The following is a 25776-nucleotide window of genomic DNA, read 5'->3' as shown; positions in this document are numbered from 1 at the left end:
TCCGGTCGAGCTCCCCCAGCTCGGGCAGGAGAGCGGGGGCCGTGCTGTGCTGCGTGTACCGCACCGCGTCGTGCCTACCGTCCCAGGATCAGGCTCATGGCCTCGGCGCGGGTCGCGCCGTCGCGCATCTGGCCGCGCACGGCCGAGGTCACGGTCCGCGAACCGGGCTTGCGCACGCCCCGCATGGACATGCACAGGTGCTCGCACTCGACCACGACGATCACGCCACGGGGCGCGAGGTTCTCGACGAGCGCGTCGGCGATCTGCGACGTCAGGCGCTCCTGGACCTGGGGACGGCGCGCGAACACGTCGACCAGCCGGGCCAGCTTGGACAGCCCTGTGATGCGTCCGTCCGCGTTGGGGATGTACCCGACGTGCGCGACGCCGTGGAACGGCACCAGGTGGTGCTCGCACGTCGAGTAGACCTCGATGTCCTTGACCAGCACCATCTCCTCGTGACCGAGGTCGAACATGGTGGTCAGGACGTCGGAGGGTTCCTGGCGCAGACCCGCGAAGATCTCGCGGTAGGCGCGGGCGACGCGGGACGGGGTCTCCCGGAGGCCCTCGCGGTCCGGGTCCTCCCCCACGGCGAGCAGGAGCTCGCGCACCGCGGCGCGGGCCCGCTCCTCGTCGTACTCGGGGACGTCCGCCGGGGCGCACAGCCCCTGGTCGGGCACCTGGGCCACGTCAGGCCTGCCCGTCGTCGACCACACGGTCCGCAGGGAGCTCGCCGATACGCTCGGGCGGGAGCTCGTCGGCGGCAGCCGCGGCCTCGTCCTGCGGGACCACGATGGGGTGCCCCTGGGGGTCCTTGGGCATGGTGGCCTTCTCGGCCTCGGTCAGGACCGGGGGCCGCTGCGAGACCGACCGCTGCTCGCTCGAGAGCCAGACCTCGCGCGCGTCGCGCTTGACGACGGGAGCGAAGATCTCGGCGAGCTCGGCCTGGTTGAGCGTCTCCTTCTCGAGCAGCTCGAGGACCAGGTGGTCGAGCACGTCGCGGTACTGGACGAGCACCTCCCAGGCCTCGTCGTGGGCCGACTCGACCAGGCGTCGGACCTCGTGGTCGACCGTGCCCGCGACCGACTCGGAGTAGTCGCGCGTGTGGCCCATGTCGCGGCCCATGAAGGGCTCACCCGCACCCGTCCCGAGCTTGATCGCGCCGACGCGCTCGCTCATGCCGTACTCGGTGACCATCTTCTTGGCGATCGCGGTCGCCTTCTCGATGTCGTTCGAGGCGCCCGTCGTGGGGTCGTGGAACACGAGCTCCTCGGCCACGCGGCCGCCCATGGCGTAGGCGAGCTGGTCGAGCAGCTCGTTGCGCGTCGTGGAGTACTTGTCCTCGAGCGGCATGACCATGGTGTACCCGAGCGCACGGCCGCGCGGCAGGATCGTCACCTTGGTGACGGGGTCCGTGTAGCGCATGGCCGCGGCGACCAGGGCGTGTCCGCCCTCGTGGTACGCCGTGATCTTCTGCTCCTTGACGTTCATCACGCGGGTCCGCTTCTGCGGGCCGGCGATCACACGGTCGATCGCCTCGTCGAGCGCGCGGTCGTCGATGAGCTGGGCTCCCGAGCGCGCGGTGAGCAGCGCGGCCTCGTTGAGCACGTTCGCGAGGTCCGCACCCGTGAAGCCGGGGGTGCGACGTGCGACGGCCGCCAGGTCGATCTCGGGGACGATCGGCTTGCCCTGGGCGTGCACGGCCAGGATCGCCTCGCGGCCCTTGAGGTCGGGGGCCTCGACCGCGATCTGACGGTCGAAACGGCCCGGGCGCAGGAGTGCGGGGTCGAGGATGTCGGGGCGGTTGGTCGCCGCGATGAGGATGACGTTCGTCTTGACGTCGAACCCGTCCATCTCGACGAGGAGCTGGTTCAGCGTCTGCTCGCGCTCGTCGTGCCCGCCGCCCATGCCGGCGCCGCGGTGACGGCCGACCGCGTCGATCTCGTCGACGAAGATGATGGCCGGCGAGTTCTCCTTGGCCTGCTGGAACAGGTCACGGACACGGCTCGCGCCGACGCCCACGAACATCTCGACGAAGTCCGAGCCGGAGATCGTGTAGAACGGCACGCCCGCCTCGCCGGCGACGGCGCGCGCGAGGAGGGTCTTGCCGGTCCCGGGAGGCCCGTAGAGGAGCACGCCCTTGGGGATCTTGGCGCCCACGGCCTGGAACTTGTCCGGCTCCGCGAGGAACTCCTTGATCTCGTAGAGCTCCTCGACGGCCTCGTCCGCGCCCGCGACGTCCGCGAACGTGACCTGCGGGGTGTCCTTCGAGGCGAGCTTGGCCTTGGACTTGCCGAAGCCCATGACCTTGGAGCCGCCGCCCTGCATGCGGGACAGCAGGAACCAGAACACGAGCCCGATGATGAGGAAGGGCAGGATGAGCGAGAGCGCCGACGCGAGGAACGAGGGACGCGCGATCTCCGAGTTGTAGCCCTTGGGAGGGTTCGCCTCGGTCACGGCGTTCACCACGGCCTCACCCTGGGGCGCGACGTAGAAGAACTCCACGCTCTTGCCCTGGGACTTGCCGTCGACCTCGTAGTTCTCGGTGAGGGTGAGCTGGACGCGCTGGTCCCCGTCGACCAGGAGGGCCTGCTCGACCTTCCCGTCCTTGAGGAGCTCGAGCCCGGTCGAGGTGTCGACGCGGTGCACGCTGGGTCCGGACAGGGCCATGAAGGCGATCCCGAGGATCGCCAGACCCACCACGATCCAGACGATCGGCCCGCTGAGAATCTTCTTGATGTTCATCGGCGACGGGGACGAGCCCCCGCATCCCTCCACTCGCGCAATGGTTCCGCCAGTGAAGTTACACGCACAACCTGGCAGTTGGCTGGTCTGTTCGCCCAGGGCGTGGCTTCGAGGAGCGGCGTCCCGCGCGGGTCGCGGCGTGGGCCGCGGCTCGCCCCGCGGTGGCGGGCGGCGGAGGCGGGACCGAGGTCGTCGCCCCCGCCGCCGTCACCGGTCGGGGCTGGTGTGAGGCGTCAGGACGAGTAGACGTGCGGGGCGAGCGTGCCCACGAACGGCAGGTTGCGGTACTTCTCCGCGTAGTCCAGGCCGTAGCCCACGACGAACTCGTTGGGGATGTCGAAGCCGATGTAGCGCACGTCGACCTCGGTCTTCGCGGCGTCGGGCTTGCGGAGCATCGCCGCGACCTCGACCGAGGCGGGGCCGCGGCTGCGCAGGTTCGACAGCAGCCACGAGAGCGTCAGGCCCGAGTCGATGATGTCCTCGACGATGAGCACGTGGCGCCCCGTGAGGTCGGCGTCGAGGTCCTTGAGGATCCGCACGACACCCGAGGACTTGGTGCCCGAGCCGTAGGACGAGACGGCCATCCAGTCCATCTCGACGTCGTGGTGCAGGCGGCGGGCGAGGTCGGCCATGACCATGACCGCTCCCTTGAGGACGCCCACGAGGAGCAGGTCCTTGCCCGCGTAGTCGCGGTCGATCTGCTCGGCGAGCTCGTCCAGCCTCCCGCGGAGCTGCTCCTCGGTGAGGAGGATGTTCTCGAGGTCGTTGCCGACGTCGGATGAGTCCACGGGTTTCACTCCTGTGCTGGTTCTGCTGATGGGGTTCGCGCGAGCGAGGGGGGCCGTGCAGGCCGTAGGAAGAGTCTCCCACGGGTGCGCGAGGCGCGAAGGTCGCCCGGGAGGTGGGCGGGGCCCTGGCCTCGCCACGCGGTGACCAGGGCGTCGAGCGTCGCGACGTGGCTCGCGAAGAGCGAACCGGCGGGACTCCCGGCCTCCTGGGCCGCGGCGCGCAGTGCCCGACGGCGCAGCGCGGCCGGGGCGGCCGCCAGCACCTGGGTGTCGAGCACCACAGCGACGTCCGCTCGGGTCGCCGGCTCCACGGCACGCGTCGCGGCGACCGACCCGCCCGGAGCGGCACGGTCGCCGGCGCTCGATCCGGCCGGCGCGGGGGGTTCGTCGGGCTCGTCGACCCGTGCCTGGTCGAGCAGCCGGGCCGCGAGGTCGTCGAGCAGGTCGGCGTCCTCACGGAGCTGGTCGGCGGTCCGGGCCAGCGTGAGCGCGACACCTGGGCCGAGCACGTCCTCGAGCACCGGGAGCACCCGGGTGCGCACCTGCGAGCGCAGCGGCAGGTCACCACCGGCCCGGTCCGAGGTCGCGGCGTCGAGCGGGGCCGGACCCCCGTTGGTGGGATCGGTCCACCACGTCAGCCCGTTCGCGGCGCACACGGCCTCGGTGTCGGACCGGCGCAGGCTCAGCAGGGGGCGCCGGTAGATCCCCCGACGCGCGGCCATGCCCGCGAGAGAGCGGGCGCCCGAGCCGCGCGCGAGACCCAGCAGCACGGTCTCGGCCTGGTCGTCGAGCGTGTGCCCCAGCAGGACCGCGGCCGCCCCCGTGCGGTGAGCGACGTCGTCGAGCAGGGCGTAGCGCGCGTGCCGCGCGGCCGCCTCGAGCCCGCCCCGCGCCCCCACCCGGACGCTGCGCACCTCGACCGGGTCGAGGCCCAGGGCACGGCACTGCTCGGCCGCCCGCGCCGCGACGTCGCCGCTCCCCTCCTGGAGACCGTGGTCCACCACGACCGCGCCCGCCCGCACGCCGTCGCGCGAGGCGACGAACGCGGTCGCGGCCGCGAGCGCGAGCGAGTCCGCACCGCCCGAGCAGGCCACGAGCACGAGCGAGCCGGGCGCGAGGTCGCGCAGCGCGGCGCGCACGGCACGACGCGCCGCGGCGTCGGCGGGGTGAGGTCCGACCACGGCGCGGCCCGTCAGCCGTGGACCCGACGCACCCAGGCGCCGGGCTCCGCGATCTCGAGCGCCGAGGGCAGGGTCTCGGGGCCCGACCAGACCGCGTTGAGCCCGTCGCGCCCCACCTGCTTCTCCACGGCGCGGACGAACGCCGCACCGTCGCGGTACTGCGCGAGCTTCGCGTCCATCCCGAGGAAGCGGCGCAGCACCGTGTCGAGCGTGCTGCTGCCCTGCCCGTCGCGGCGTGCCTCGAACTGGGCACGGATCCGACGCACCGTGGGGACCGTCCGGCGCCCGACGGCGTCCATCATGACGTCGGCGTGCCCCTCGAGGAGCGCCATGACCCCCGACACCTCCTCGAGCACGGCCTTCTGGTCCGCCGTGAGCAGCCCGTCGGCCACGCCGCCCTCGCCACGGACCGCCCGCACGACGACGCGGCCCGCGGTCGCGACCTTCTCCCGCCACCGGGCGTCCGCCATCTGGCGCGACGACTCCGAGAGCCCCACGAGCAGGTCGTGCGCACGAGCCCGCAGGTGGTCGGCGAGCCACGGGGCCGCCGCGAACTGCAGCGCGTGCGTCTGCTCGTGCAGGCACACCCAGAGCCGGAAGTCGGCCGGGACCAGGTCGAGGTCCCGCTCGAGCTGGAGGACGTTGGGCGCGACGAGAAGAAGGCGGCCGGGGTTTCCGGCGCTGTCAGCACCACCGCCTGCGGCGCTGTATGGATCGAACTGCCCCAGCACCCTGCTCGACAGCGCTGCGAGCACCGCCCCCACCTGCGCCGCGCCCACCAGGGCCGTCGTCGCGGAGACCGGCTTGTCGTCCTTCCCGGTCAGCGCGTCCGCGACCCCGTCGGTCAGGCTCGCCATGACCTCGGTGTTCGCCCGCGCCCAGCGCGAGCGGTCGACCACGAACACCTGCGACAGCTCGGTGGGACCTTCGCTCGCGACGGCCCCCGGCGCTGCACCGCTGGGCAGCACGGCCGGCGCCATGCGCGTCACGCGCAGCACGTGCGGGACCGCGTCCGACGCCGCGGTCCGCAGACCCGCGACGAGCTCCGCGAGCTCGTCCCGCGAGGCCAGGGGGCCCGGCCGGGCCACCCGGCCCGCGATCTGCGCGGCTGCGGACCAGTCGACGAGCGGCGCACCGACCGCGGGAGACGTCATCGCCCCACCGTAGCCGCTGCTCCCAGCCCGCCGACCACAGCGCGCTCAGTCCGCGAGGCCCCCGACGAACCCGTCCATGAGCAGCCGGGCACCGTAGGACCCGCCCTCGGGCAGCGCGTCCGCGAGGAGGACGAACACGAGCTGACGCTCCTGCGCGGTGACGACCGTCCCGGCGAGCGAGGTCACGCCCGGCAGGCTGCCCGTCTTGGCGCGGACCAGGCCCCGCCCGGGGGACGCCAGGAAACGGTCGTCGAGCGTCCCCGACAGGCCGGCGATCGGCAGGCCCACGGCGCCGGCGCGCAGGCCTGGCTGCTCCGGGTCCGTCAGGAGCATGAGCGTCTCGGCGAGCTGGTCCGCCGTCACGGCCGACCCGTCGCCCAGCCCGGAGCAGTCGGCGAGCACCGCGCCCTGCATGTCGACCCCGAGGCGTCCCATGCTCGCGCGGACCGCCTCGGTCGCACCGTCGAACGTCGCGGGCAGGCCCGCGTCGATCGCGACGAGGCGACCGACGACCTCGGTGATGGTGTTGTCGGAGTGCTGGAGGAAGTAGCCCACGATCTCCTCGAGCGTCGCGGACTCGACCGACCCGAGGACCTTGGCGTCGGTCGGGGCCTCGCCTCGCTCCGGGGCGCCCGTGACCGTGATGCCCACGTCGGCGAGCCGCTGCGCGAAGATCTCGCCCGCAGCGAGCGAGGGGTCGGGGCTGCGCTTGGCGTACTCCGCGTCGCTGAGCCGGGCCACGTCGACCCCGAGGGCCGTGACGGGCGCGATGTATCCCGCGGTCACGTTCCCCTCGAAGACCGCCGGGCTGACGGTGGGACCCGAGAAGTACCGGTCGTCGACCACGAGCCGCACCGTCGTCGCTCCCGTGAGCTGGAGCTTCCCGGCCACCTGGGCCGCCAGGTCGGCGAGCCCGGCCCGACCGTTGACCGCGAGCGGGTCCCCCGCACCGGCCGCGAGCATCATGTCGCCACCGCCCACGAGGGCGATCGTCCCCGACCCGAGGTCGACCACCTTCGTGGTGAGCGTCACCTCGGGTCCGGGCGATGCGAGGGCAGCGGCGGCCGTGAAGATCTTCTGCGTCGAGGCCGGGACCATGGGGGTCCCGGCGTCGCTCTGCGCGAGCACCTCGCCCGTGATCCGGTCGAGCACGACGCCACCGACCTGGCTGCCCATCCGAGGGTCCTTGACCAGTGCGTCGAGCGATGAGGCGATCTCCGCGGCGTCCGGCACGGGCGCGCTCTCGTCGAGGACCGGGAGCGTCTGCGCAGGTGACGCGGCGTCCACGGCGCCCGGAGGCGTCGGGAAGGGGGCAGCGGGCGCGACCGCGGGCGCGGTCGTGAGGATCCCGGGGACGACGTCGTACGCGTCGGCCGTCAGGTAGCCGCCTGCGAGCACCACCACGATCCCCGCAGTGATGGCCGACCGTGCTGCCCAACCCATCTGATCCTCTTCCCTGCTGCGGCGGCGCCCTCGGGTGGGGCCGCTCTCCGTGCGCATTATCACTCAGGAACCGCAACGTTCCCGGGGACGGGCCACTGCTGTCCCAGGTCGTTCGTGTCACACTAGAGGGCGCATGATGGCCCGGTCTCCCTCGATGGTCCGCGCCGCCCCTCGGGTCGGCCCACGGACCACCTGGCAGAGAACCACCGGAGCCGGGTGCGCACGACAGCCGATTTCATGACCGCCACACCGCGACAGAGCGGGTGCGCCGGTTCAACTGGAGGAGAACAGTGGAGTTCGACGTCACGATCGAGATCCCGAAGGGCCAGCGCAACAAGTACGAGGTCGACCACGCGACAGGTCGCATCCGTCTTGACCGCATGCTGTTCACCTCGACGCGCTACCCGGACGACTACGGGTTCATCGAGGGCACCCTCGGCGAGGACGGCGACCCGCTGGACGCCCTGGTCCTGCTCGAGGAGCCCACGTTCCCCGGCTGCCTGATCCGCTGCCGCGCGCTCGGCATGTTCCGCATGCGCGACGAGGCCGGGGGCGACGACAAGGTCCTGTGCGTGCCGACGGGCGACCAGCGTGCCGCGTGGCGCCAGGACATCGACGACGTGTCGGACTTCCACCGTCTCGAGATCCAGCACTTCTTCGAGGTCTACAAGGACCTCGAGCCGGGCAAGTCCGTCGAGGGCGCTCACTGGACCGGTCGCACCGAGGCCGAGGCCGAGATCGAGCGCTCCATCCAGCGCGCGATCGACAGCGGCTACCACACGCCCGGTCACTGACCCTCGCGCCCTCTGCAGGGCCGGCCGGCGAACGGCCACGAACCACCACGAGGACCCGGTCTCCACCAGGAGGCCGGGTCCTCGTGCGTCAGGCCGTGCGCGTCTCCGTCGCGGCGCCGCGTCCCGCGTCCGGCACCGTCCCGATCCATGGACCGTCGAGTCCGGACGGCACCGTCATGTCCGGACGGCACCGTCGAGACGGTCCCCGGGAGAGGCCTACGGCCGCCCCGCGTACGGCATCGAGTTCTTGTAGCGGACGGCGCTGATCTTCACGGGAACGCCCGCGTAGATGGCCTCGATCATCTGACCGTTCCCGACGTACATCGCGACGTGCCAGATCGAGCTCGGATCCTGCGGATCGCTTCCGTAGAAGATGAGGTCTCCCGGCCGCAGCTGGTCGTACCCGATCTTGGCGACCCTCGCGTACTGCGAGCGCGACGTCCGCGAGATGCTGACGCCCACGCTCGCCCAGGCCTGTGACGTGAGGCCCGAGCAGTCGTACGCGGGCCCGTTGCCGCCCCACAGGTACGGCGCACCGATCTTGGTGCGCGCCCAGTCGACCGCGGCCTGCCCCTTGGCGGCGCCCGACCCGGGCGAGGTCACGGGAGGCGTCACCGGCGGAGTGACCGGGGGCGTCACGGGAGGCGTGACGGGAGGCGTCACCGGCGGGGTCACCGGTGGGGCGACCGGAGGGTCGGGAGTCGTCACGGGAGGCGTGACGGGCGGGGTCACCGGAGCACCCTCCCCGCCCGACGGCGGAGCGACCGGAGGGTCCGGAGTGTCGGCGGGGGGCGTGGGCACGGCCAGGGCGTCCCGCTCGGCCTGCGCCTGGCGCTCGGCGGCGAGCTCGCGCTCGGCGTCGAGCGCATCCTGGCGCGCCCGCTCGACCTCGACGGTCGTGGCACGCGCGGCCGCGAGGTCGGCGATGAGCTCGTCGCGCCGGGCGGCTGCGGCCCGGATCGAGCCCTCGATCGCCTGCTGCGCCTCCTGCGCCGCGGCGAACGTCTCCTCGGCGCGCTCCGAGGCCGCGACGCGCGCCTCCTCGGCGGCGGTCGCCCGTGCCCGTGCGGCGTCCGCGAGCGCCCGGGCGGTGCGGTGCCCGTCGGCGACGGTCTGGACCTTGCGGCCCGTGAGCTTCTGGGCGCGCTCGGACTCGACGATCTGGTCGAGCCCGTCCGACTCCACGACGACCTGCAGCGCGTCGAGCGACCCGCCCGACTGCCGGGACGCACGGTAGACGGCGCCCATGGCCGAGCGGGACTCGGCCTCACCGGCCTCGGCCGCCGTGAGGGCGGCCTGCGCGGCCTCGACCTCGATGCGTGCCTCGTCGAGCGCGGCCTGCGCGTCGGCGTAGTCCTCGGCTGCGAGGCCGGCCCGGACCCAGGCGTCGTCGCGCTGCTCGGCGAGCGTGGCGAGGTCGGCCTCGATCTCGGCCACCCGTGACCCTGCGGCCTGCTCGTCCTGCTGGGCGGAACGGACGTCGTCGTCGGTCGGCGGTTCTGCACGGACGGACGGGGCGATGCCGCCGCCGAGCGTCACGACCAGGGCCCCGACGAGCACGGCACGGCCCGCTCGCCGTGGTGACGCGCCCTCGAGGGGCGCGCTGCGCCGTCGGGCAGGGGGGAACGGGTGCACCACGGTTCCCCGATCGATCGACGACACACCCCTGCCGCGTGGGCGGACGGGCGCCGCCGCGGGCGCGGCGGACGTCCAGTCTCCCCGGTCGCGCGACCGCGCGCGAGCCGGCCCCGGCCCGCACCGGGGCGATCGACCGTCTCGCGAGAATCTCACATCGCAAGACGCGGGTTTCGCCGGATGAGATACCGACCTACCCTCGACAGCATGACCTGCCGCCGAATGTGTAGCTGACCCCCAGCGCACGTTCGCCTGCCTGCGGACCCCCTCCGGGACGAGCTGCACCCGCCGACCACGACGTCGGCAGGAGCCGGCCAGCCTCGTCCGGAAGGCCCGCACCCCCGCGTGCGCACCAGTCCACCCCCTGCCCCGCCGCGGACCCCGGCCAGGAACGGCCCCCTCTGCGGCTCCCCTCCCCCTTCCAGGAGTCATCATGAGCACCGAGCCCCGCTGGTCCTTCGAGACCCGCCAGATCCACGCCGGCCAGACGCCCGACCCCACCACCGGGGCCCGCGCGCTGCCCATCTACCAGACCACGTCGTTCGTCTTCCCCGACGCAGGCGTCGCGGCCGACCGGTTCGCCCTCAAGGACCTCGGACCCATCTACACGCGCATCGGCAACCCGACCGCCGAGGTCGTCGAGAACCGCATCGCCAACCTCGAGGGCGGCGTGGGCGCGCTCCTCCTCGCGTCGGGCCAGGCCGCGACCACGTTCGCGCTCCTCAACGTCGCCGAGGCGGGCGACCACGTCGTGGCCAGCCCGTCGCTGTACGGGGGCACCTACAACCTGCTCCAGTACTCGCTCGCCAAGCTCGGCATCGAGACCACGTGGGTCACCGACCCCCACGACCCGCAGGCCTGGCGCGACGCGGCCCGCCCGAACACCAAGGCGTTCTTCGCCGAGACCATCCCCAACCCGCAGGCCGACATCCTCGACATCGAGGCCGTGGCCGACGCCGCGCACGAGGTCGGGGTCCCGCTCATCGTCGACAACACGGTCGCGACGCCCTACCTGCTGCGCCCCATCGAGTTCGGCGCGGACATCGTCATCCACTCCGCGACCAAGTACCTCGGCGGGCACGGCTCGGCGATCGGCGGCGTGATCGTCGACTCCGGCAACTTCGACTTCTCGAAGGACCCCGAGCGGTTCGCGAGCTTCAACACGCCGGACCCCAGCTACAACGGGATCGTGTACGCGCGTGACCTGGGCGTGGACGGCATCCTCGGCGCGAACCTCGCGTACATCCTCAAGGCGCGCGTGCAGCTCCTGCGCGACCTGGGGTCGGCCATCTCGCCGTTCAACGCGTTCCTCATCGCCCAGGGCATCGAGACCCTGTCGCTGCGCGTCGAGCGTCACGTCGAGAACGCGAAGACCGTCGCGGCCTGGCTCGAGTCGCGCGACGACGTCCTGTCCGTGGGCTACGCAGGACTCCCGTCGAGCCCCTGGTACGCCAACGCGCAGAAGTACACGCCGCGCGGTGCGGGCGCGATCGTCACGTTCGAGCTCGACGGCGGGGCCGAGGCCGGCCAGGCGTTCGTCTCGGCGCTCGCGCTCCACTCGAACGTCGCCAACATCGGCGACGTCCGTTCGCTCGTCATCCACCCGGCGTCCACGACGCACGCCCAGCTCAGCCCCGAGGAGCAGGTCACGGCGGGCGTCACGCCCGGCCTCGTCCGCCTGTCCGTCGGGATCGAGCACGTCGACGACATCCTCGCGGACCTCGAGGCGGGCTTCATCGCCGCCAAGTCCGCGCAGGGAGCCGACGCCGCGACCGCTGCCTCGGTCGCGGCGGAGTAGGCACCGGGTCCCACGATGACGATTCTGGACGGCCGGGGCGCCCCCGGCGCCCCGGCCGTACAGTGGTCGGCAATGACTCCCCCGCCCCCTTCCGCGTCCTCCCGCCCGCCCGCGCGGCGCGGGTCGGACTCGCGTGCGAGGGCCAAGGCGCCCGTGCCGGCCACGGCCGCGTGGCGCGAGGGGGACGACGCCGGGGCCCGCCTCTTCGCGGACGTCGGCACGTTCGACCTCGAGGCCGGGGGACGACTTCCGGACGTCCGCGTCGCGTACGAGACCTGGGGCACGCTCGCGCCCGACGGGTCGAACGCGGTGCTCGTCCTGCACGCCCTGACGGGCGACTCGCACGTCGTCGGCCCTGCCGGCCCGGGCCACCTGTCGGCCGGCTGGTGGGAGGCCATGGTCGGTCCGGGCGCCCCGATCGACACCGACCGCTACTTCGTGGTCGCGCCCAACGTCCTGGGTGGTTGCCAAGGCACCACGGGTCCCGCGTCGGCGGCCCCCGACGGTCGGCCGTGGGGCGGGCGCTTCCCGCGCATCACGACGCGCGACCAGGTCGCCGTGGAGATCGAGCTCGCGCGAGCGCTCGGCATCTCGTCGTGGGCGCTCGTGATCGGCGCGTCCATGGGCGGGCTGCGCGTGCTCGAGTGGGCGATCCTCGGCCCCGAGTCGGGCATCTCGGTCGAGTCGGTCGCGGTCATCGCGTCGGCCGCGCAGACCTCGGGAGACCAGATCGCCTGGGCGCACCCGCAGATCGGCGCCATCCGTGCGGACCCGCAGTACCGCGGCGGCGACTACTACGACGTGCCCGACGACCAGGGTCCCCACGTGGGCCTGGGCATCGCACGGCAGATCGCGCACGCCACCTACCGCAGCGCACGCGAGCTCGACGAGCGCTTCGGCCGGCTGCCCCAGGGCGGCGAGGACCCGTTCACCGACGGGCGCTACGCCGTCCAGTCCTACCTGGACCACCACGGCGACAAGCTCTCGCGCCGCTTCGACGCGAACTCCTACGTCGTGCTCACCGAGTCCATGCTGACGCACGACCTGGGCCGCGACCGCGGCGGCGTCGACGAGGCACTGGGCCAGATCACGGCCCGCACGCTCGTCGTGGCAGTCGACACCGACCGTCTGTTCCTCCCCGCGGACTCGGCACGCATCGCGCAGAAGGTCCCCGGCGCGCAGCCTCTGCGGCTGCTGCACTCGGAGTTCGGGCACGACGGCTTCCTCATCGAGTTCGACCAGCTCGGGCCCATCGTCACGCAGTTCCTCGCGGAGCGCGCGCAGGTCTGAGGACGTCGCGCGCCGTGTGCGGCGGCGTCCGGTTCGTCGAGCGTGCAGTTCGGGTCGTCCGTGCCCGTCGAGGACGACCCGAACTGCACGCTCGACGGCAGCGGCCACCCCGATCGTGTCGCGGCCGCTGCCAGCCCGCCCGCGTCCCACCCCTCGCACCGTGCGTGACGTCCCACCCGGCGACCGGGCACGATGTCCCCATGACCGCAGACCTGACCGAGGCCACCGCCGCCCTCCACACCCAGTGGGACCGCCTGGAGAGGTGGCTCGGAGCGCTCGACGACACCCTGGACGACGCGGTCGACCAGCCCAGCGTCCTGACGGGCTGGACCGTGGGCGAGCTCGTGTCGCACCTGGGCCGCGCCATGGACGCGCTCGTGGCGGCGACGCCCGTCGCGCCCGGCACCAACCCGCTGACGCTCGCCGAGTACCTCGGCACGTACCCCGAGCGCGCCGAGCAGATCGCCCAGGTGACCCGCGCGCTCGACGAGGAGATCGCGGCCGACCGCCTCACCGCGGTCTCGGGCTACGCGCGCCGGGCGTTCGCGCGCCTCGACGAGCTCGCCCCGACCGAGACCGTGATCCAGGCCCGCCGCGGCCCCATCACGCTGCGCGACATGGTCGTCTCCCGGCTCATCGAGCTCGTCGTGCACGCCGACGACCTCGAGCGCAGCCTGCCGAGGGTCGCGGAGAAGGCCGTCGACCGCGGCGCTCTGGACCTGGTCGCGGCCGAGCTGCTGCGTATCGTCGTGACGCGCGGCGGGTGGAGCCTCGAGGTCGTCGACCCGCGCCTGTGGGTGCGTCTCGCGACGGGCCGCACCCCGTACGACACCGACGACCTGGCCCGTGCGCTCGCGCCGCTCCACACCTCGGACTCGGTCCCGGACCTGGGACGCATGCTGCCGCTGCTCTGAGCTCGCCACCCTCGGAGGAGCGGCCAGGGACCGGCCGTCCCGGACCGCCCCACTATGCTCGTCCGGTGGTGAACGACGCGCGGGTGACGGTCCTGGCAGGCGGTGTGGGTGGTGCGAAGCTCGCCCACGGCATGGAGCTCGCGGGGGCCGACCTCACGGTCGTGGTCAACACGGCCGACGACGTCGAGCTCCACGGTCTCGCGATCAGCCCCGACCTCGACACCGTGACCTACACGCTCGCAGGGCTCGCCGACGACGTGCGGGGTTGGGGCCTGGCCGGGGAGACCTACGCGACGCTCGACGCCATGCGGCGCCTGGGCGAGGACACGTGGTTCACGCTGGGCGACCAGGACCTCGCGACCCACGTGGTGCGCACGGCCCGCCTGCGCGCCGGGGCCACGCTGTCCCAGATCACGGCCCAGATCACGGCCTCGCTCGGGGTGCGCTCGCGCCTGCTGCCCATGACCGACGACCTGGTCGCGACCGTGGTCGAGACGGCCGACGGGTCGCTCGGCTTCCAGGAGTACTTCGTCGCCCGCCAGCACCGGGACGAGGTCCTGGGGCTGACGTTCGTGGGCGCCGAGCAGGCGGCTCCCGCCCCGGGCGTGCTCGACGCGGTCTCGGGAGCGGACCTGCTCGTCGTCGCTCCGTCGAACCCGTTCCTGTCGATCGCGCCCGTCCTGGCCGTGCCGGGGGTCCGCGAGGCCCTCGCCTCGTCGACCGCGCGCCGTGTCGCGGTGAGCCCGATCATCGGTGGCCGCGCGCTCAAGGGGCCTGCGGCGTCGGTGCTCGCGAGCCTGGGGCACGACGTCTCAGCCCTGGGCGTCGCGCGCCTGTACGTGGGACTGGTCGACGTCATGTGCATCGACGAGACGGACCGGGACCTCGCGCCCGCGATCGAGGCCCTGGGGCTCGAGGTGCTCGTGACGGACACGGTCATGGGTGGCGCGGAGGGACGCGAACGGCTGGCACGCGAGCTCCTCGCCACGGCATCGGCATGATGCCCGACGGCGCCACGCCGGCCACGCCCGACGCGTCACCCGCGCGGGGCGACCTGCCCGACGGCGACCCACGCCCAGGGAGCGCCCGTGCGGCGAGCGCCGTCCCGGCCGAGCGACGCGTCGTCGCGGTCGTGCCGCTGCGCGACGGGTTCTCGGGCAAGTCGCGGCTCGCCGCAGTGCTCGATCCTGCGGAGCGCAGCCGCCTGATCGCGGTGCTCGCGCGGCACGTCGTCGGGACGCTGCTCGCGAGCGAGGCCGTGGGACGGGTGCTGGTCGTGACGTCGGACCCGCGGTTCGCATGGCGCGCGCTGGGGAGCCTCGTGCCGCCCGTGCCGCCACCCCTGGACGACGACCCCGGTGCGGGGGCGGTGACCGGCACGCCCGCGGAGGGCGACGAGGCCGGCGCCGAGGGCGACGGTCCCGGCCGCCTCCAGATCGTCCTGCAGCCCGCGAGCCGCCCCGGCCTGAACGCCGCGCTCGACGTCGGTCGAGAGCTCGTGGTCGACACCTCGGGGCCCGGTGAGGGGGCCGCACGGCCGGCCCGCCTCCTGGTCGCTCACGCGGACCTCCCCGCCCTCACGGTCGAGGACGTCGAGGCCCTGCTCGCCGAGGAGGCGCCGGTCGTCGTCGCGACCGACCGGGCGCGCTCGGGCACCAACCTCCTGGTGCTCGCGGCCGACGCGCCGTTCACGTTCCGGTTCGGCGCCGGGAGCCTCGAGGCCCACCTGGCCGAGGCGGCCCGGCAGGGCGTGCGCGCCGCCGTCGTGCAGCGGACCGGGACCGCGGTGGACCTCGACACGCTCGACGACTGGGCCGAGCTGCCCGCGGACGTGCGGGCGCGCGACGAGCTCGTGGAGCTGCACCGGGCCATGGACCGGGCGGGCTCGGGCGCCTGAGGCGCCGGCCCCTCAGGACGACCAGCCGATTGCCGGTCCCGCATGCCGGTGGCATCGTGACCGCATGGCGATCGACGTGCGGCCCGCGACGGTGTTCGGCGACGTGCGGACCATGGTCGGGCCCAAGCGGCCCGACGCCAACGTGTGCTGGTGCCTGAGCTACCGCATCGGCTCGAAGGAGAACGTCGCGCTCGTGGGCCCCGAGCGCGGGGCCCTCGTCGAGGAGCTCTGCCGCCAGGACCCGCCGCCGGGCGTGCTCGCCTACGACGAGGACGAGGTCGTGGGCTGGGCCGCGGTCCACCCGCGCGCCGACACGGCCTTCGCGCGCAACCGCAAGATCCCGCACGTCGACGACCTCGACGTGTGGTCGGTGTGGTGCCTGCGCGTGCGCCCCGGGCACCGCGGCGCGGGCATCTCGCACCGGCTGCTCGAGGGCGCGGTCGCGTTCGCGCGCGAGCACGGCGCGCCCGCGATCGAGGGGTACCCGCTCGACAACGAGGGCCGGAAGATCGACCTGACCATGGCGTACGCGGGCACCAAGAAGCTCTTCGAGGACGCGGGCTTCACCCAGGCCGCGACGACCGGCTCGGTGCTCAACGGCTTCCCGCGCGTGCTCATGCGGCTCGACCTGCGCTGACGCCGGGCGTCCCGCGCCAGGGCGGCAGCGGGTTGCCCCGGGTTCACCACCCGCCGCGGTGCACCACGTCCTCGAGCGGTCGCCGGGGGCGCCGCGAGGGCGAACCGCCCGACGGCGCAGCACCGGTCCCGGCTCCCACCGCGCCCTCCCGAGGAAGGGGCTCCGCGGAGTGCCCCACCGCGACCACCCCGGTGACCAGGAGCTCGGGCGGCACCCCGAGCTCGGCGCGCAACGCCTCGACCTGCCCGGGCGGCACCCCGAAGAAGCACGCCCCGAGCCCCTCGTCGACCGCCGTCTGGAGCATGAGCAGCGACGCCATGCCCGCGTCGACGTGCCAGTACGGCACGTCCCACGGCGACTCGTCCTCGCCCGCGGCCTGCGCCGCAGCACGGGCCTTGTCGTCCTCGGCGTACCGCGCGAGGTAGGCGTCGCGCGAGGTCAGGACCACCACGAGCACGGGGGCGGTGCGCATCCCGGCGAGCCACCGGCTCTCCTTCGCGGGGGGAGCAGGGACCTCGTCGTCGGCCCCGCGCGCAGCGGACCTCGCTGCACCGTCGCCACCCCCGCCCGGCTCGGCCGCCGCCGCGGGTGAGGTCGCGGACCAGAAGCGCGCGACGTCGTCGGGCCGGTCGAGGACCACGAACGCCCAGCCCTGCGTGAAGCCCGCGTTGGGCGCGCGCACCGCGTTGTGCAGCATGCGCTCGACCGCGCGCGGCGCGACCGGCTCCCCCGTGAAGCGACGGACCATGCGGCGGCGACGGACGACGTCCTGGAACTCCATGCCGACCATGCTGCCAGCCCGCGCCCGCGTCGCGGGACGCCCGACGCCCGCTGCGCTCACCCACGCCCGGCACAGCGGGGTCCCGCCACGCGCCCTCCGCGCGCGCCACCGCCCCACCGGTGCCACGATGCGTGAGTCGCGCCGTCGGCCCCGACCCAGCACCAGCCCGTCGCAGGAAGGCCCAGCCCGTGAGCCAAGAACGCACGAGACCCGGCGCGGGGACCATCACGGTCGCCGGCCTCGCCGTCATGAACATCGTCGCGGTCGTGAGCCTGCGCGGTCTGCCCGCCGAGGCCGAGTACGGGCTCGCCTCGACGTTCTACTACCTGTTCGCCGCCCTGTTCTTCCTGGCCCCCGTGGGGCTCGTGGCCGCCGAGCTCGCGACCGGCTGGCCCGAGGAGGGCGGCATGTTCCGCTGGGTCGGTGAGGCGTTCGGGAGCCGGTGGGGATTCCTCGCGATCCTCATGGTCTTCATCGAGGGCTGCATCTGGTTCCCGACGATCCTCACGTTCGCCGCGGTCACGCTCGCCTACACGGGCGACGCCGCGGCGGCCCAGCAGATCTCGGGCGACAAGCTGTTCGTGCTCGCGGTCGTGCTCGGGGTGTTCTGGCTCGCGACGCTCGTCGCGCTGCGCGGCGTGCGGTCGTTCTCGCAGGTCGCGAAGTGGGGTGGGATCGTGGGGACGCTCGTGCCCGCCACGATCCTCATCGGCCTGGCGATCGCCTACCTCGCGGCGGGCAACACCTCGCAGGTCGAGCTCTCGTGGGGTGCGTTCGTGCCGGACCTGTCGAAGTTCTCGAACATCGTGCTCGCCGCGGGCATCTTCCTGTTCTACGCGGGCATGGAGATGAACGCGGTCCACGTGCGGTCGATCAGGAACCCGATCCGCAACTACCCGATCGCGATCCTCGTGGCCGCGCTCGGGGCCGTGGTCGTGCTCGTCCTGGGGACGCTCGCGATCGCGGTGGTCGTGCCGAAGGGGCAGATCAGCCTCACGCAGAGCCTGCTGACCGCGTTCGACACGCTGCTCGGCTGGGCGGGCGTCGGCTGGGCCGGACCCGTCCTGGCCGCGATGCTGGCCGTGGGCGTCCTCGCGGGCGTCGTGACCTGGGTCGCAGGCCCCGCGACGGGGCTGCTCTCGGTCGCGCGCGCGGGCTACCTGCCCCGGTGGTTCCACCGGACCAACCGCGCGGGCATGCCGTCGCGCATCCTGCTCGTGCAGGCCGCGATCGTCACGGCCCTGTCCGTGATGTTCGTGATCCTGCCGTCGGTCCAGGCGGCCTATCAGCTCCTGAGTCAGCTCACCGTGATCCTGTACCTGGTCGCGTACGTCCTGATGTTCGCGGCCGTGATCGCGCTGCGGTACTCGCAGCCCGACCGGCCGCGCCGCTACCACGTGCCAGGCGGCATGGTGGGTGTGTGGGTCATCGGCGGGTGCGGGCTGCTCGCGGCCACGCTCGCGCTCGTCGTGAGCTTCGTGCCACCCGCTCAGGTCGAGGTCGGCAGCCCGACGACGTACGTGGGCCTGCTCGTCGGCCTCAGCGTGGTCTTCGTCGCGCTGCCGTTCTGGGCGTACAGCGCCCGCAGGCCGTCGTGGCGCGACGAGACGCTCGACTTCGCGCCCTTCACGTGGCAGGTCGGAGCAACGGCGGGCGAGCCCCTCCCGGACGTCCGGGCACCGCGCCCCTAGAGGCGCTCGGCGAGCAGCTCGACGAGCGCCTTGCCCTGCACTCCTCCGAGCTGGTCGGCCTGGGTGCGGCACGAGAACCCGTCGGCCAGGAAGATGTCGTCCGGCCCGGCGGCACGCAGCGCGGGCAGGAGCGCGTTCTCCGCGACGGCGACCGACACGTCGTAGTGGCCCTTCTCCATGCCGAAGTTCCCGGCGAGGCCGCAGCATCCGGCGAGCGTGTCGATCGTGGCGCCGGCACCGCGCAGCAGCTTCTCGTCGGCCTGGAAGCCCATGACGGAGTGCTGGTGGCAGTGCGGCTGGACGACGGCCGTGACGTCGGACAGGTCGGGGACCTTCCACCCGGTCTCGGGTGCGGGGCGCGTCTCGGGGCGCGTGAGCAGCTCGGCGACCGTGTTCGTCGCTCCCGCGACAGCCTGTGCGCGCGGGTCGTCGGGGAAGAGGTCGAGCAGGTCCGAGCGCAGCACCGCGGTGCACGACGGCTCGAGCCCGACGATCGGGATCCCGTTGACCGCGAACGGCCCCAGGACCTGGAGCAGGTTCTCGAGGCGCTTGCGGGCGCCGTCGAGCTGGCCCGTGCTGATCCAGGTCAGGCCGCAGCAGGCCTGCTGGTCGGGCACGATCACGTCGTAGCCCGCGGCGTCGAGCACGGCGACCGCGGACTGTGGCACGGACGGCGCGAGGGCGTCGCTGAACGAGTCGGTCCACAGCACGACCTGCGGCCTCCTGTGGCCCGCGGGATGACCCGGCGTCTGCCCGACGGCGAGCCCGGGCACCCCGTTCGTCGCGCCTCCCCGCTTCCACCAGGTGCGGAAGGGGACCTCGGCGAAGCGGGGCACCTCGCGGCGCGAGTCCATGCCGCCGAGGCTGAGCACGAGCTTCGCGATCGGCCGGATGCCGAGCACCGCGTTGATGACGCGCGGCATCATGCCCGCGAGGCGCGCCCAGCGCGGCAGCCAGCCCAGGGCGTAGTGGTTCATGGGGCGCAGCTTGCCCTGGTAGGTCCGGTGCAGGACCTCGGCCTTGTACTGGGCCATGTCGACACCTGCGGGGCAGTCGGCCGAGCACGCCTTGCATGACAGGCACAGGTCGAGCGAGTCGCGGACCTCGGGAGAGGTGAGCCCGCCCACGAGCGTGCCGTTGATCGCGTCCTGGAGCACGCGGGCGCGGCCGCGCGTGACGTCCTTCTCGTCCTTGGTCGCCTGGTACGAGGGGCACATGAACCCGCCCGACGCCGAGGAGTCCGCGCGGCACTTGCCCACACCGACGCAGCGGTGGACGGCCTGGGTCATGTCGCCGTGGTCGTGGCTGAACGAGAAGCCGCCCTTGGTCGGCAGCACGGGCAGCGCCCTGGGCCGGCGCAGGTCCGCGTCGACCGCGGCGGGCCGCACGATCACGCCCGGGTTGAGCACGTCCTGCGGGTCGAGCAGCGCCTTGATCTGCTCGAACAGCGAGATGGCCTCGGGCGAGTACATGACGGGCAGCAGCTCCGAGCGGGCGCGGCCGTCGCCGTGCTCGCCGGACAACGAGCCGCCGTACTTGGCCACGAGCTGCGCGGCCTCCGTCATGAAGGTGCGCAGCACCGAGCCCGAGGTCTCGAGCGGGATGTCGATGCGCAGGTGCACGCACCCGTCGCCGAAGTGCCCGTACGGCAGGCCGTCCACGCCGTAGCGCGCCATGAGCTCGTCGAGGTCGCGCAGGTAGGCGCCCAGCCTCTCCGGAGGGACCGCGGAGTCCTCCCACCCCGGCCACGCCTGCTCGCCCGCAGGGGTGCGCCCGGCCAGCCCGGCGCCGTCGGCCCGGATCTGCCACATGGCCGTGGCGTCGGGGCCTGCTGGCAGGATGCGCGTGGACGTCGACGCGGAGGCCGCGACGATCGCCTCGGCGTTCGCGTACGCCTCCTCGGGGGTCGCTCCCCCGACCTCGACCATCATCCAGCCGCCGCCCGGCGGCAGCTCGGGGACCGAGTCCGCGCCCTTGGCGCGGCGCACCACGTCCACGAGACGTGCGTCGAGGCCCTCGACCGCGAGCGGGCCCAGCGAGAGGAGCGCGGGGACGTCGTCGGCCGCGGTGGGCATGTCCTCGTAGGCGAGGACGACGAGCGTGGGCGCGCTCGGCATCGGCACCAGGGCGACCGTGGCCTCGAGGATCGTCACGAGCGTGCCCTCGGTGCCCACGAGGAACTTCGCGAGGTCCGAGCCGTTCTCCGGCAGCAGGTGCTCGACCGAGTAGCCCGAGACCTGACGGCCGAACCGCCCGAACTCGGTGCGGATGAGCGCCAGGTTGTCCTGGACGATCTTCGCGAGGCCCGGGACCGCGGCGAACGTCGGGTCGCCCTTGCCCGCGGTGAAGCGCCGGCCCGTGCCGTCGACCACGTCGAGCTCGACCACGTTGTCCGCGGTGCGCCCGTACGCGACCGCGTGCGGGCCGCACGCGTTGTTGCCGATCATGCCGCCGAGCGTCGCCCGGTTCTGCGTCGAGGGGTCGGGCCCGAACCGCAGGCCGTGCGGGGCCGCGGCCTTCTGGAGCGTCGACATGACCACGCCCGGCTCGATACGGGCCGTGCGGGCCTCCGGGTCGACCGACAGGACGCGGTTGACGTGCCGCGAGAAGTCGATCACGACGCCCGGGCCGATCGAGTTGCCCGCGACCGAGGTGCCCGCGCCGCGCGCCGTGAGCGGGACGCCCAGCTCGCGCGTCACGTCGAGGGTCGCGACGACGTCGTCGGTCGAGATCGGGAAGACCACCATCTCGGGGACGACGCGGTAGTTCGAGGCGTCGGTCGAGTACTCGGCCCGGCGCCGCGTCGAGGTGTCGACGATGCCGCGCGTCGTGGTCCGCACCGCCGTCGCGACGGCCTCGCGGGCCGCGTGCGCCGCGCGCTCGGCCTCGCTGAGGGCCGCGGACCGTGCAGACTCCTCGGCGGTGGCCTCCTTCACGGCGTGGGCGTCTGCCTCCGTGGTGCGCTCTGGCGGGACGGGGGCTCCTGCGGCGTCGAGTTCAGCAGTCACGTCGGCGATTCTCCCACCACTCCCGGGAGGGGGTGACGCCCGTCCGGGGAGTGTCCCGGATCCGGGTCCGGCGCGAGATGCGCCCCGGCAGGGCGTCCGACGACGGCGCGGGTCCCGGGTGGCGGGGATGCCCGGCGGCGAGCGTACGGAACGGACGGAAGGCCCCGGACCCACCCTCGCCACGTGCGGGTCAGCACTCGGTGGTGCGCTGTGCCGGGTGCGCGGTGCACGTGTGCGCCGTGCTGGGCTGCGATGTGCCAGGGAGACCCTGTCCAAGCCTGCCCACCGGCTCCTGGAGTTGCCCTGCCCGGGCCGGGTCGTGCTCGCTCCCGCTCGTGGCTACCGACTTCCGTCCGCTCCGGTCGCCACCGTACTGCGGGACGAGGGATCGGGCGCTCCGACCACCCGTCCCCGAGAACTGCGGGAGGGCCGTGCGAGGCGGTTCACTCCTCGACGTCGCCCTCGACGTCCGCCGTCCAGTTGACATGCTGGATGCGCGTGTCGAGCTCGCGCAGCATCCGAGCCAGGTCGTCGGCCTGTGCCCGGGTCGCGGGCACGTCGACGCCCGACACGTACCGCAGCTCGGTGCGCGTGAACCGGTCCTGCGAGGCCGACGCCGCGTCGGCGAGGTCGGTCCGCAGACGGTGCCGCAGGCGCAGCACGTCCCGGCGGGCGAGCGCCGCGGTCATGGTCAGGCCGGGCTCCACCTCGGTCGCGAGGTTGGCCGCGTTGATCCGGGCGATGAGCGACTCGAGCCGGGCCGCGAGCCGCTCGTGCTCGGCGAGCAGCGCCACAGGGTCCTCGGCGGGCAGGTCGCCCTCCTGGTGCCGTGCGTTGGCGACCGCACGGCTCGCCACCTGGGCGAGCCTGCGTTGGAGGTCGGTGCGCAGCGCGAGGGCCTCGGCGAGCTTCATGGTGGATCGACTCCTGGTTCTCGGGCGGGACGGGGTGCAGGTCCGAACCTATCCCGGGTGGTCCGGCCAGGCACTGCGCGTCGCTAGAGCACCAGCTCGGGTTGCAGCCTCGACGGGCTCCAGACCCGCTGCTTGTACGCCGCGTACGTCGTCGCGAGCAGCGCGACCGCGAGCACCACGAGCAGCACCCCGACGTCGCGCGCGACCGTCGCGAGGTCCCCGCCGTAGAGGAGCTGTCGCAGCCCCTCGACCGTGTAGGACATGGGCAGGAACCGGTGCAGCGAGCGCAGCGGCTCCGGGATCGTCTGCCACGGGAACGTCCCGCCGGCCGTGACGAGCTGGACCAGCATGAGCACGAGCCCCAGGAACTGGCCCACGGCCCCCAGGTACACGTTGAGCGCCTGGAGGATCGCGACGAACGTCGCGGACGCGAGCACCAGCAGCACCGCGGTCCCCACGGCGTAGACGGGGTCGATGTCGAGCGCGAACTTCACGACCGTGAACATGAGCGCGACCTGCAGGACACCGATCACGGCCGGGGGGATCCACCCGCCGAGCGCGGTCTGCCACGCGGGACGACCTGCCGCGAGCGACCTGGTCGACAGGGGCCGCACGAGCAGGAAGAGCACGTAGGCCCCGATCCACGCCGCGAGCGACATGAAGAACGGTGCGAGGCCGGCCCCGTACGTCCCGGCGTTGGCGATCGTGTCGTTCACGACCTTGACCGGGTTGCCGATCGTCTTGGCGGTGTCCTCCTGCGTCTGCTCGTCGACGTCGGGGATCTTGCCCAACCCCGCCACGAGCCCGTCGTAGAGCTCGGTCATGCCGGACAGCAGCTCGCCGGTCCCGTCGCGCAGGGTCACGCTCGAGGACGCCAGCTCCGTGGCGCCGTCGGACACCTGGGACGTGCCCGAGGAGAGCGTGCCCGCCCCGCTCGCGAGCGTCTCGGCCCCCGCGTCGAGCTGCGCCGCGCCCGAGGCGAGCTGGTCACCTCCTGACGCCGCGGTCGCGATGCCCTGCGTGAGCGCGGGGGTCGCGCCCGCGAGCGTCGCGGCCCCCGCCGCGACCTGCGCCGAGCCCGAGCTGAGCTCGTCGAGCGTCTGCGACGCGCCTTCGACCTGGGTCGCGGCAGCGTCGACCCGGGGGGTGAGGTCGGTGATCGCCTGGGTCACCACGGGCAGGATCTGGTCCGCCTGCGCCTGGGTGAGGTCGCCCGAGGCGACCAGCCCGTCGAGCAGGGCCTTGACGTCCGCCGGGGCGTTCCCCAGCTGCCCGACGACGTCTCGCGCCGCCGCGGCCGCCTCCTGCCCGTAGCCCGCGACCAGGGCGTTGCCGTCCGCGACCTGCTGCGCGCCGTCGGCCAGCTCCTGTGTCTGGGCCGGGAGGTTCGCGGTCTTGCTGCGCAGCGTGTCGAGGCCGTCCGAGAGCGTGGCTGCACCCGACGAGAGCTTGCCGCTCGCGGTCGCGAGCTCGTCGGCCCCCGACGCGAGCTTCGAGGCGCCGGCTGCCGTCTCTCCCGCCCCCGCGGCGAGGCGGGCCGTGCCGTCGACGAGCTGGACGGTCCCGTCGGAGAGCTGCGTGGCGCCGTCGACCAGCTTCTGCGCGCCGTCGACCCCGCTCGCGAGGTTGGTGTGGATCGACGCGAAGCCCTTGAGGAACGTGTCCGCGGCCTCGGTGCCGACCTGCTCGGCGATCGAGTCGCGGACCTTGCCGACGATCGTGTCGGCGATCGTCGCAGCCAGGTAGTTGTTGGCGTCGTTGGTGATGAGGATCAGGCTCGCCTGCTGCGGCTCGAACTTGCCCGAGGACGCGAGGTCCTCGGAGAACGTCGGCCCGATGATGAGCGCCGCGTCGAAGCGCCCCGAGCGCACGCCCACCTCGGCGTCGGCCTGGCTCGTCTCGACCCACCCGAACCCGCCGTCGCCGTCGAGCAGCTGCTTGGCGACCTCGTCGCCGAAGTTCGTCTCCTTCGACGTCCCGTCGGTCGCGTTCTCGACCGTCGCGCCGCGGTCCTGGACCACGAGGGCCGCGGGGATCTCCTGGAGCTTGTCGTACGGGTTCTCGTTGGCGAACAGGTACAGGCCCGAGTAGAGCGTCGGGATGACGATCATGGCGAGGATCGCGAGCTTCGGCAGCGTGCCTGCGCTGATGCGTCGCAGCTCCGAGATGCCCAGGCGGATCGCGGTCATCGGTCGGTCTCCTTCCCGGGGGTGGGCGCGTCAGGATCGACGAGCCCGGCGGGCTCCGCCGGGGCGGCGAGCCCCGGCTCCTCAGCGGCAGGAGGCTCGCCCGCCGCCTGGTGCCTCCCGGGCGCCTCACGGTCGAACAGCCGGGTCGGGTCCGTCACCTCGACCGGCTCGGCACCGTCCCCCTCGGAGGTGCCACCGGGCGGCGTCACCGGCACCGCGGCCGGCGGCCGGGTCCGCAGCGCCTCGACAGGAGCGGCCCGCAGGGCGTCCTCTCCGCGCGCGGGGGCGAGCTCGGCACCGAGGTCGCGCGCCGAGGACCGGGTGCACTGGACCAGGACCCCGTACCCGAGCGACGCGAGCGACTCGGCGACCGACCACCAGCCGGAGGGCTCGCCCCGGTGCCGGTCGGGCAGCGTCAGGACGACGAACTGGACGTGCTTGCGCTCGGAGGCGAGCGAGGACAGGAGCGCGGTCCGCACCGCGCCGTGCAGCTCGTCGATGCGCTCGCCCCGGCGGTCGAGCAGGTCGTGGGCCTCGAGCCACCGCTTGGCGTGGCCGGGCAGCGACCGCTGACCCGCGAGCGAGAGCTCCTCGGCGACGACGTCGCCGACCGTGAGGGCCTCGTCGGGCTCGGAGATGCCGGGGACGTCGACGACCGCCGTGACGCGGCGCAGCTCGGCCGTCGAGGTGGTGGTCGAGCCGTCGTCCTCCACGAGCGTGACGGTCCCCGAGAACGGTGCGAGCCGGCCCGTCGCGACGAGCGCGAGCGCGGTGTGCCCGTGCCCGGGCTCGCCCGCGAGGAGCACGCACTCGCCCGACGAGACGGTGAGGGAGGTGGACTCGAGCATCGGCGAGCGCCGGCCCTCGACCTGGACGTCGTCCAACGTGATCTGCACCTTCTGGTCCTCTCGTGGCGAGGC

The 25776-nt window shown here is 73.5% G+C and carries 20 protein-coding genes; 8 read left to right on the top strand and 12 right to left on the bottom strand.

The annotated features are described in order from the left end of the window. Positions 1-74: 74 nt before the first annotated feature. The 6 genes from folE to dacB all read right to left on the bottom strand — a co-directional run bounded on the left by folE (position 75) and on the right by dacB (position 7308). Positions 75-677: a GTP cyclohydrolase I FolE gene (folE, locus tag ACFWGN_RS19535; RefSeq protein WP_377619237.1), complete on the bottom strand. Its 603-nt coding sequence runs from the start codon at positions 675-677 to the stop codon at positions 75-77. 10 nt (positions 678-687) lie between these two features. After that, entirely contained in the window at positions 688-2742 is a 2055-nt protein-coding gene (ftsH, locus tag ACFWGN_RS19530; RefSeq protein ID WP_191802084.1) for an ATP-dependent zinc metalloprotease FtsH, read from the bottom strand. Between the two features lie 233 nt (positions 2743-2975). Beyond that, a complete protein-coding gene (gene hpt / locus ACFWGN_RS19525; protein WP_056645212.1) occupies positions 2976-3530 on the bottom strand; it encodes a hypoxanthine phosphoribosyltransferase in 555 nt (184 codons plus the stop codon). 5 nt (positions 3531-3535) lie between these two features. Continuing rightward, complete coding sequence (gene tilS / locus ACFWGN_RS19520) at positions 3536-4711, bottom strand: tRNA lysidine(34) synthetase TilS (protein WP_377619235.1); 1176 nt, start codon at positions 4709-4711, stop codon at positions 3536-3538. 11 nt (positions 4712-4722) lie between these two features. Continuing rightward, positions 4723-5865 carry a zinc-dependent metalloprotease gene (locus ACFWGN_RS19515; protein WP_377619233.1) on the bottom strand — a complete coding sequence of 381 codons (1143 nt, stop codon included), beginning with the start codon at positions 5863-5865 and terminating at the stop codon, positions 4723-4725. 45 nt (positions 5866-5910) lie between these two features. Then, complete coding sequence (gene dacB / locus ACFWGN_RS19510; RefSeq protein ID WP_377619231.1) at positions 5911-7308, bottom strand: D-alanyl-D-alanine carboxypeptidase/D-alanyl-D-alanine-endopeptidase; 1398 nt, start codon at positions 7306-7308, stop codon at positions 5911-5913. 290 nt (positions 7309-7598) lie between these two features. Here dacB and ACFWGN_RS19505 point away from each other — a divergent pair, with 290 nt between their 5' ends. Beyond that, entirely contained in the window at positions 7599-8102 is a 504-nt protein-coding gene (locus tag ACFWGN_RS19505) for an inorganic diphosphatase (protein ID WP_056645206.1), read from the top strand. Between the two features lie 216 nt (positions 8103-8318). On the opposite strand, the gene ACFWGN_RS19500 is transcribed toward ACFWGN_RS19505, so the two are convergent. After that, a complete protein-coding gene (locus ACFWGN_RS19500; RefSeq protein ID WP_377619230.1) occupies positions 8319-9737 on the bottom strand; it encodes an NlpC/P60 family protein in 1419 nt (472 codons plus the stop codon). Positions 9738-10170: 433 nt separating this feature from the next. On the opposite strand from ACFWGN_RS19500, the gene ACFWGN_RS19495 reads away from it, so the two are divergent. The 6 genes from ACFWGN_RS19495 (at position 10171) to ACFWGN_RS19470 (ending at position 16273) form a co-directional block, all read left to right on the top strand. After that, positions 10171-11535: a bifunctional o-acetylhomoserine/o-acetylserine sulfhydrylase gene (locus tag ACFWGN_RS19495; protein WP_377619228.1), complete on the top strand. Its 1365-nt coding sequence runs from the start codon at positions 10171-10173 to the stop codon at positions 11533-11535. Between the two features lie 72 nt (positions 11536-11607). Continuing rightward, entirely contained in the window at positions 11608-12825 is a 1218-nt protein-coding gene (locus ACFWGN_RS19490) for a homoserine O-acetyltransferase (RefSeq protein ID WP_377619226.1), read from the top strand. Between the two features lie 200 nt (positions 12826-13025). Further along, a complete protein-coding gene (locus ACFWGN_RS19485) occupies positions 13026-13739 on the top strand; it encodes a maleylpyruvate isomerase N-terminal domain-containing protein (RefSeq protein WP_377619224.1) in 714 nt (237 codons plus the stop codon). Positions 13740-13804: 65 nt separating this feature from the next. Further along, complete coding sequence (gene cofD / locus ACFWGN_RS19480) at positions 13805-14740, top strand: 2-phospho-L-lactate transferase (protein WP_377619223.1); 936 nt, start codon at positions 13805-13807, stop codon at positions 14738-14740. Then, positions 14737-15636, top strand: coding sequence for a 2-phospho-L-lactate guanylyltransferase (gene cofC / locus ACFWGN_RS19475; RefSeq protein WP_377619221.1), 900 nt, complete (start codon positions 14737-14739; stop codon positions 15634-15636). The genes cofD and cofC overlap by 4 nt, the downstream gene beginning before the upstream one ends. A 64-nt stretch (positions 15637-15700) precedes the next feature. Further along, on the top strand, positions 15701-16273 hold the full coding sequence (locus ACFWGN_RS19470) for a GNAT family N-acetyltransferase (RefSeq protein ID WP_191802100.1): 573 nt from the start codon (positions 15701-15703) through the stop codon (positions 16271-16273). Between the two features lie 43 nt (positions 16274-16316). Here ACFWGN_RS19470 and ACFWGN_RS19465 read toward each other — a convergent pair whose 3' ends face one another. Beyond that, positions 16317-17054 carry a nitroreductase family protein gene (locus ACFWGN_RS19465; RefSeq protein ID WP_377619218.1) on the bottom strand — a complete coding sequence of 246 codons (738 nt, stop codon included), beginning with the start codon at positions 17052-17054 and terminating at the stop codon, positions 16317-16319. 188 nt (positions 17055-17242) lie between these two features. Here ACFWGN_RS19465 and gadC point away from each other — a divergent pair, with 188 nt between their 5' ends. Further along, on the top strand, positions 17243-18745 hold the full coding sequence (gene gadC, locus ACFWGN_RS19460; RefSeq protein ID WP_318244421.1) for a putative glutamine/gamma-aminobutyrate antiporter GadC: 1503 nt from the start codon (positions 17243-17245) through the stop codon (positions 18743-18745). On the opposite strand, the gene ACFWGN_RS19455 is transcribed toward gadC, so the two are convergent. The 4 genes from ACFWGN_RS19455 to ACFWGN_RS19440 form a co-directional block, all read right to left on the bottom strand. Further along, positions 18742-21753, bottom strand: a complete 3012-nt coding sequence (locus ACFWGN_RS19455; RefSeq protein WP_377619216.1) for an FAD-binding and (Fe-S)-binding domain-containing protein — start codon at positions 21751-21753, stop codon at positions 18742-18744. The genes gadC and ACFWGN_RS19455 overlap by 4 nt on opposite strands. Positions 21754-22196: 443 nt before the next feature. Further along, positions 22197-22667: a DIP1984 family protein gene (locus ACFWGN_RS19450; RefSeq protein WP_377619215.1), complete on the bottom strand. Its 471-nt coding sequence runs from the start codon at positions 22665-22667 to the stop codon at positions 22197-22199. Between the two features lie 83 nt (positions 22668-22750). Beyond that, positions 22751-24856 (bottom strand): YhgE/Pip family protein, encoded by a 2106-nt coding sequence (locus tag ACFWGN_RS19445; protein ID WP_377619213.1) that lies wholly within the window; start codon positions 24854-24856, stop codon positions 22751-22753. Then, the gene (locus ACFWGN_RS19440; protein WP_377619211.1) at positions 24853-25752 is read right to left on the bottom strand and encodes an ATP-binding cassette domain-containing protein; all 900 of its coding nucleotides are present in this window, start codon (positions 25750-25752) and stop codon (positions 24853-24855) included. Before ACFWGN_RS19440 ends, ACFWGN_RS19445 begins: the two co-directional genes overlap by 4 nt. Between the last annotated feature and the right edge of the window lie 24 nt (positions 25753-25776).

This window comes from Oerskovia sp. NPDC060338 (assembly GCF_042726295.1).
GTDB classification, from domain to species: Bacteria; Actinomycetota; Actinomycetes; order Actinomycetales; family Cellulomonadaceae; genus Oerskovia; species Oerskovia merdavium.
Note: the sequence above shows the minus strand (reverse complement) of the source record. Positions and strands in the feature narration are given on the sequence as shown.

Excerpts from the sequence above, each read along its gene's own strand:
- dacB (WP_377619231.1), bottom strand. The coding sequence starts at position 7,308 with ATGGGTTGGGCAGCACGGTCGGCCATCACTGCGGGGATCGTGGTGGTG.
- cofC (WP_377619221.1), top strand. The coding sequence starts at position 14,737 with ATGATGCCCGACGGCGCCACGCCGGCCACGCCCGACGCGTCACCCGCG.
- ACFWGN_RS19495 (WP_377619228.1), top strand. The coding sequence starts at position 10,171 with ATGAGCACCGAGCCCCGCTGGTCCTTCGAGACCCGCCAGATCCACGCC.
- ACFWGN_RS19515 (WP_377619233.1), bottom strand. The coding sequence starts at position 5,865 with ATGACGTCTCCCGCGGTCGGTGCGCCGCTCGTCGACTGGTCCGCAGCC.
- ACFWGN_RS19470 (WP_191802100.1), top strand. The coding sequence starts at position 15,701 with ATGGCGATCGACGTGCGGCCCGCGACGGTGTTCGGCGACGTGCGGACC.
- ACFWGN_RS19490 (WP_377619226.1), top strand. The coding sequence starts at position 11,608 with ATGACTCCCCCGCCCCCTTCCGCGTCCTCCCGCCCGCCCGCGCGGCGC.
- ACFWGN_RS19485 (WP_377619224.1), top strand. The coding sequence starts at position 13,026 with ATGACCGCAGACCTGACCGAGGCCACCGCCGCCCTCCACACCCAGTGG.
- ftsH (WP_191802084.1), bottom strand. The coding sequence starts at position 2,742 with ATGAACATCAAGAAGATTCTCAGCGGGCCGATCGTCTGGATCGTGGTG.
- ACFWGN_RS19445 (WP_377619213.1), bottom strand. The coding sequence starts at position 24,856 with ATGACCGCGATCCGCCTGGGCATCTCGGAGCTGCGACGCATCAGCGCA.
- ACFWGN_RS19465 (WP_377619218.1), bottom strand. The coding sequence starts at position 17,054 with ATGGAGTTCCAGGACGTCGTCCGTCGCCGCCGCATGGTCCGTCGCTTC.
- ACFWGN_RS19450 (WP_377619215.1), bottom strand. The coding sequence starts at position 22,667 with ATGAAGCTCGCCGAGGCCCTCGCGCTGCGCACCGACCTCCAACGCAGG.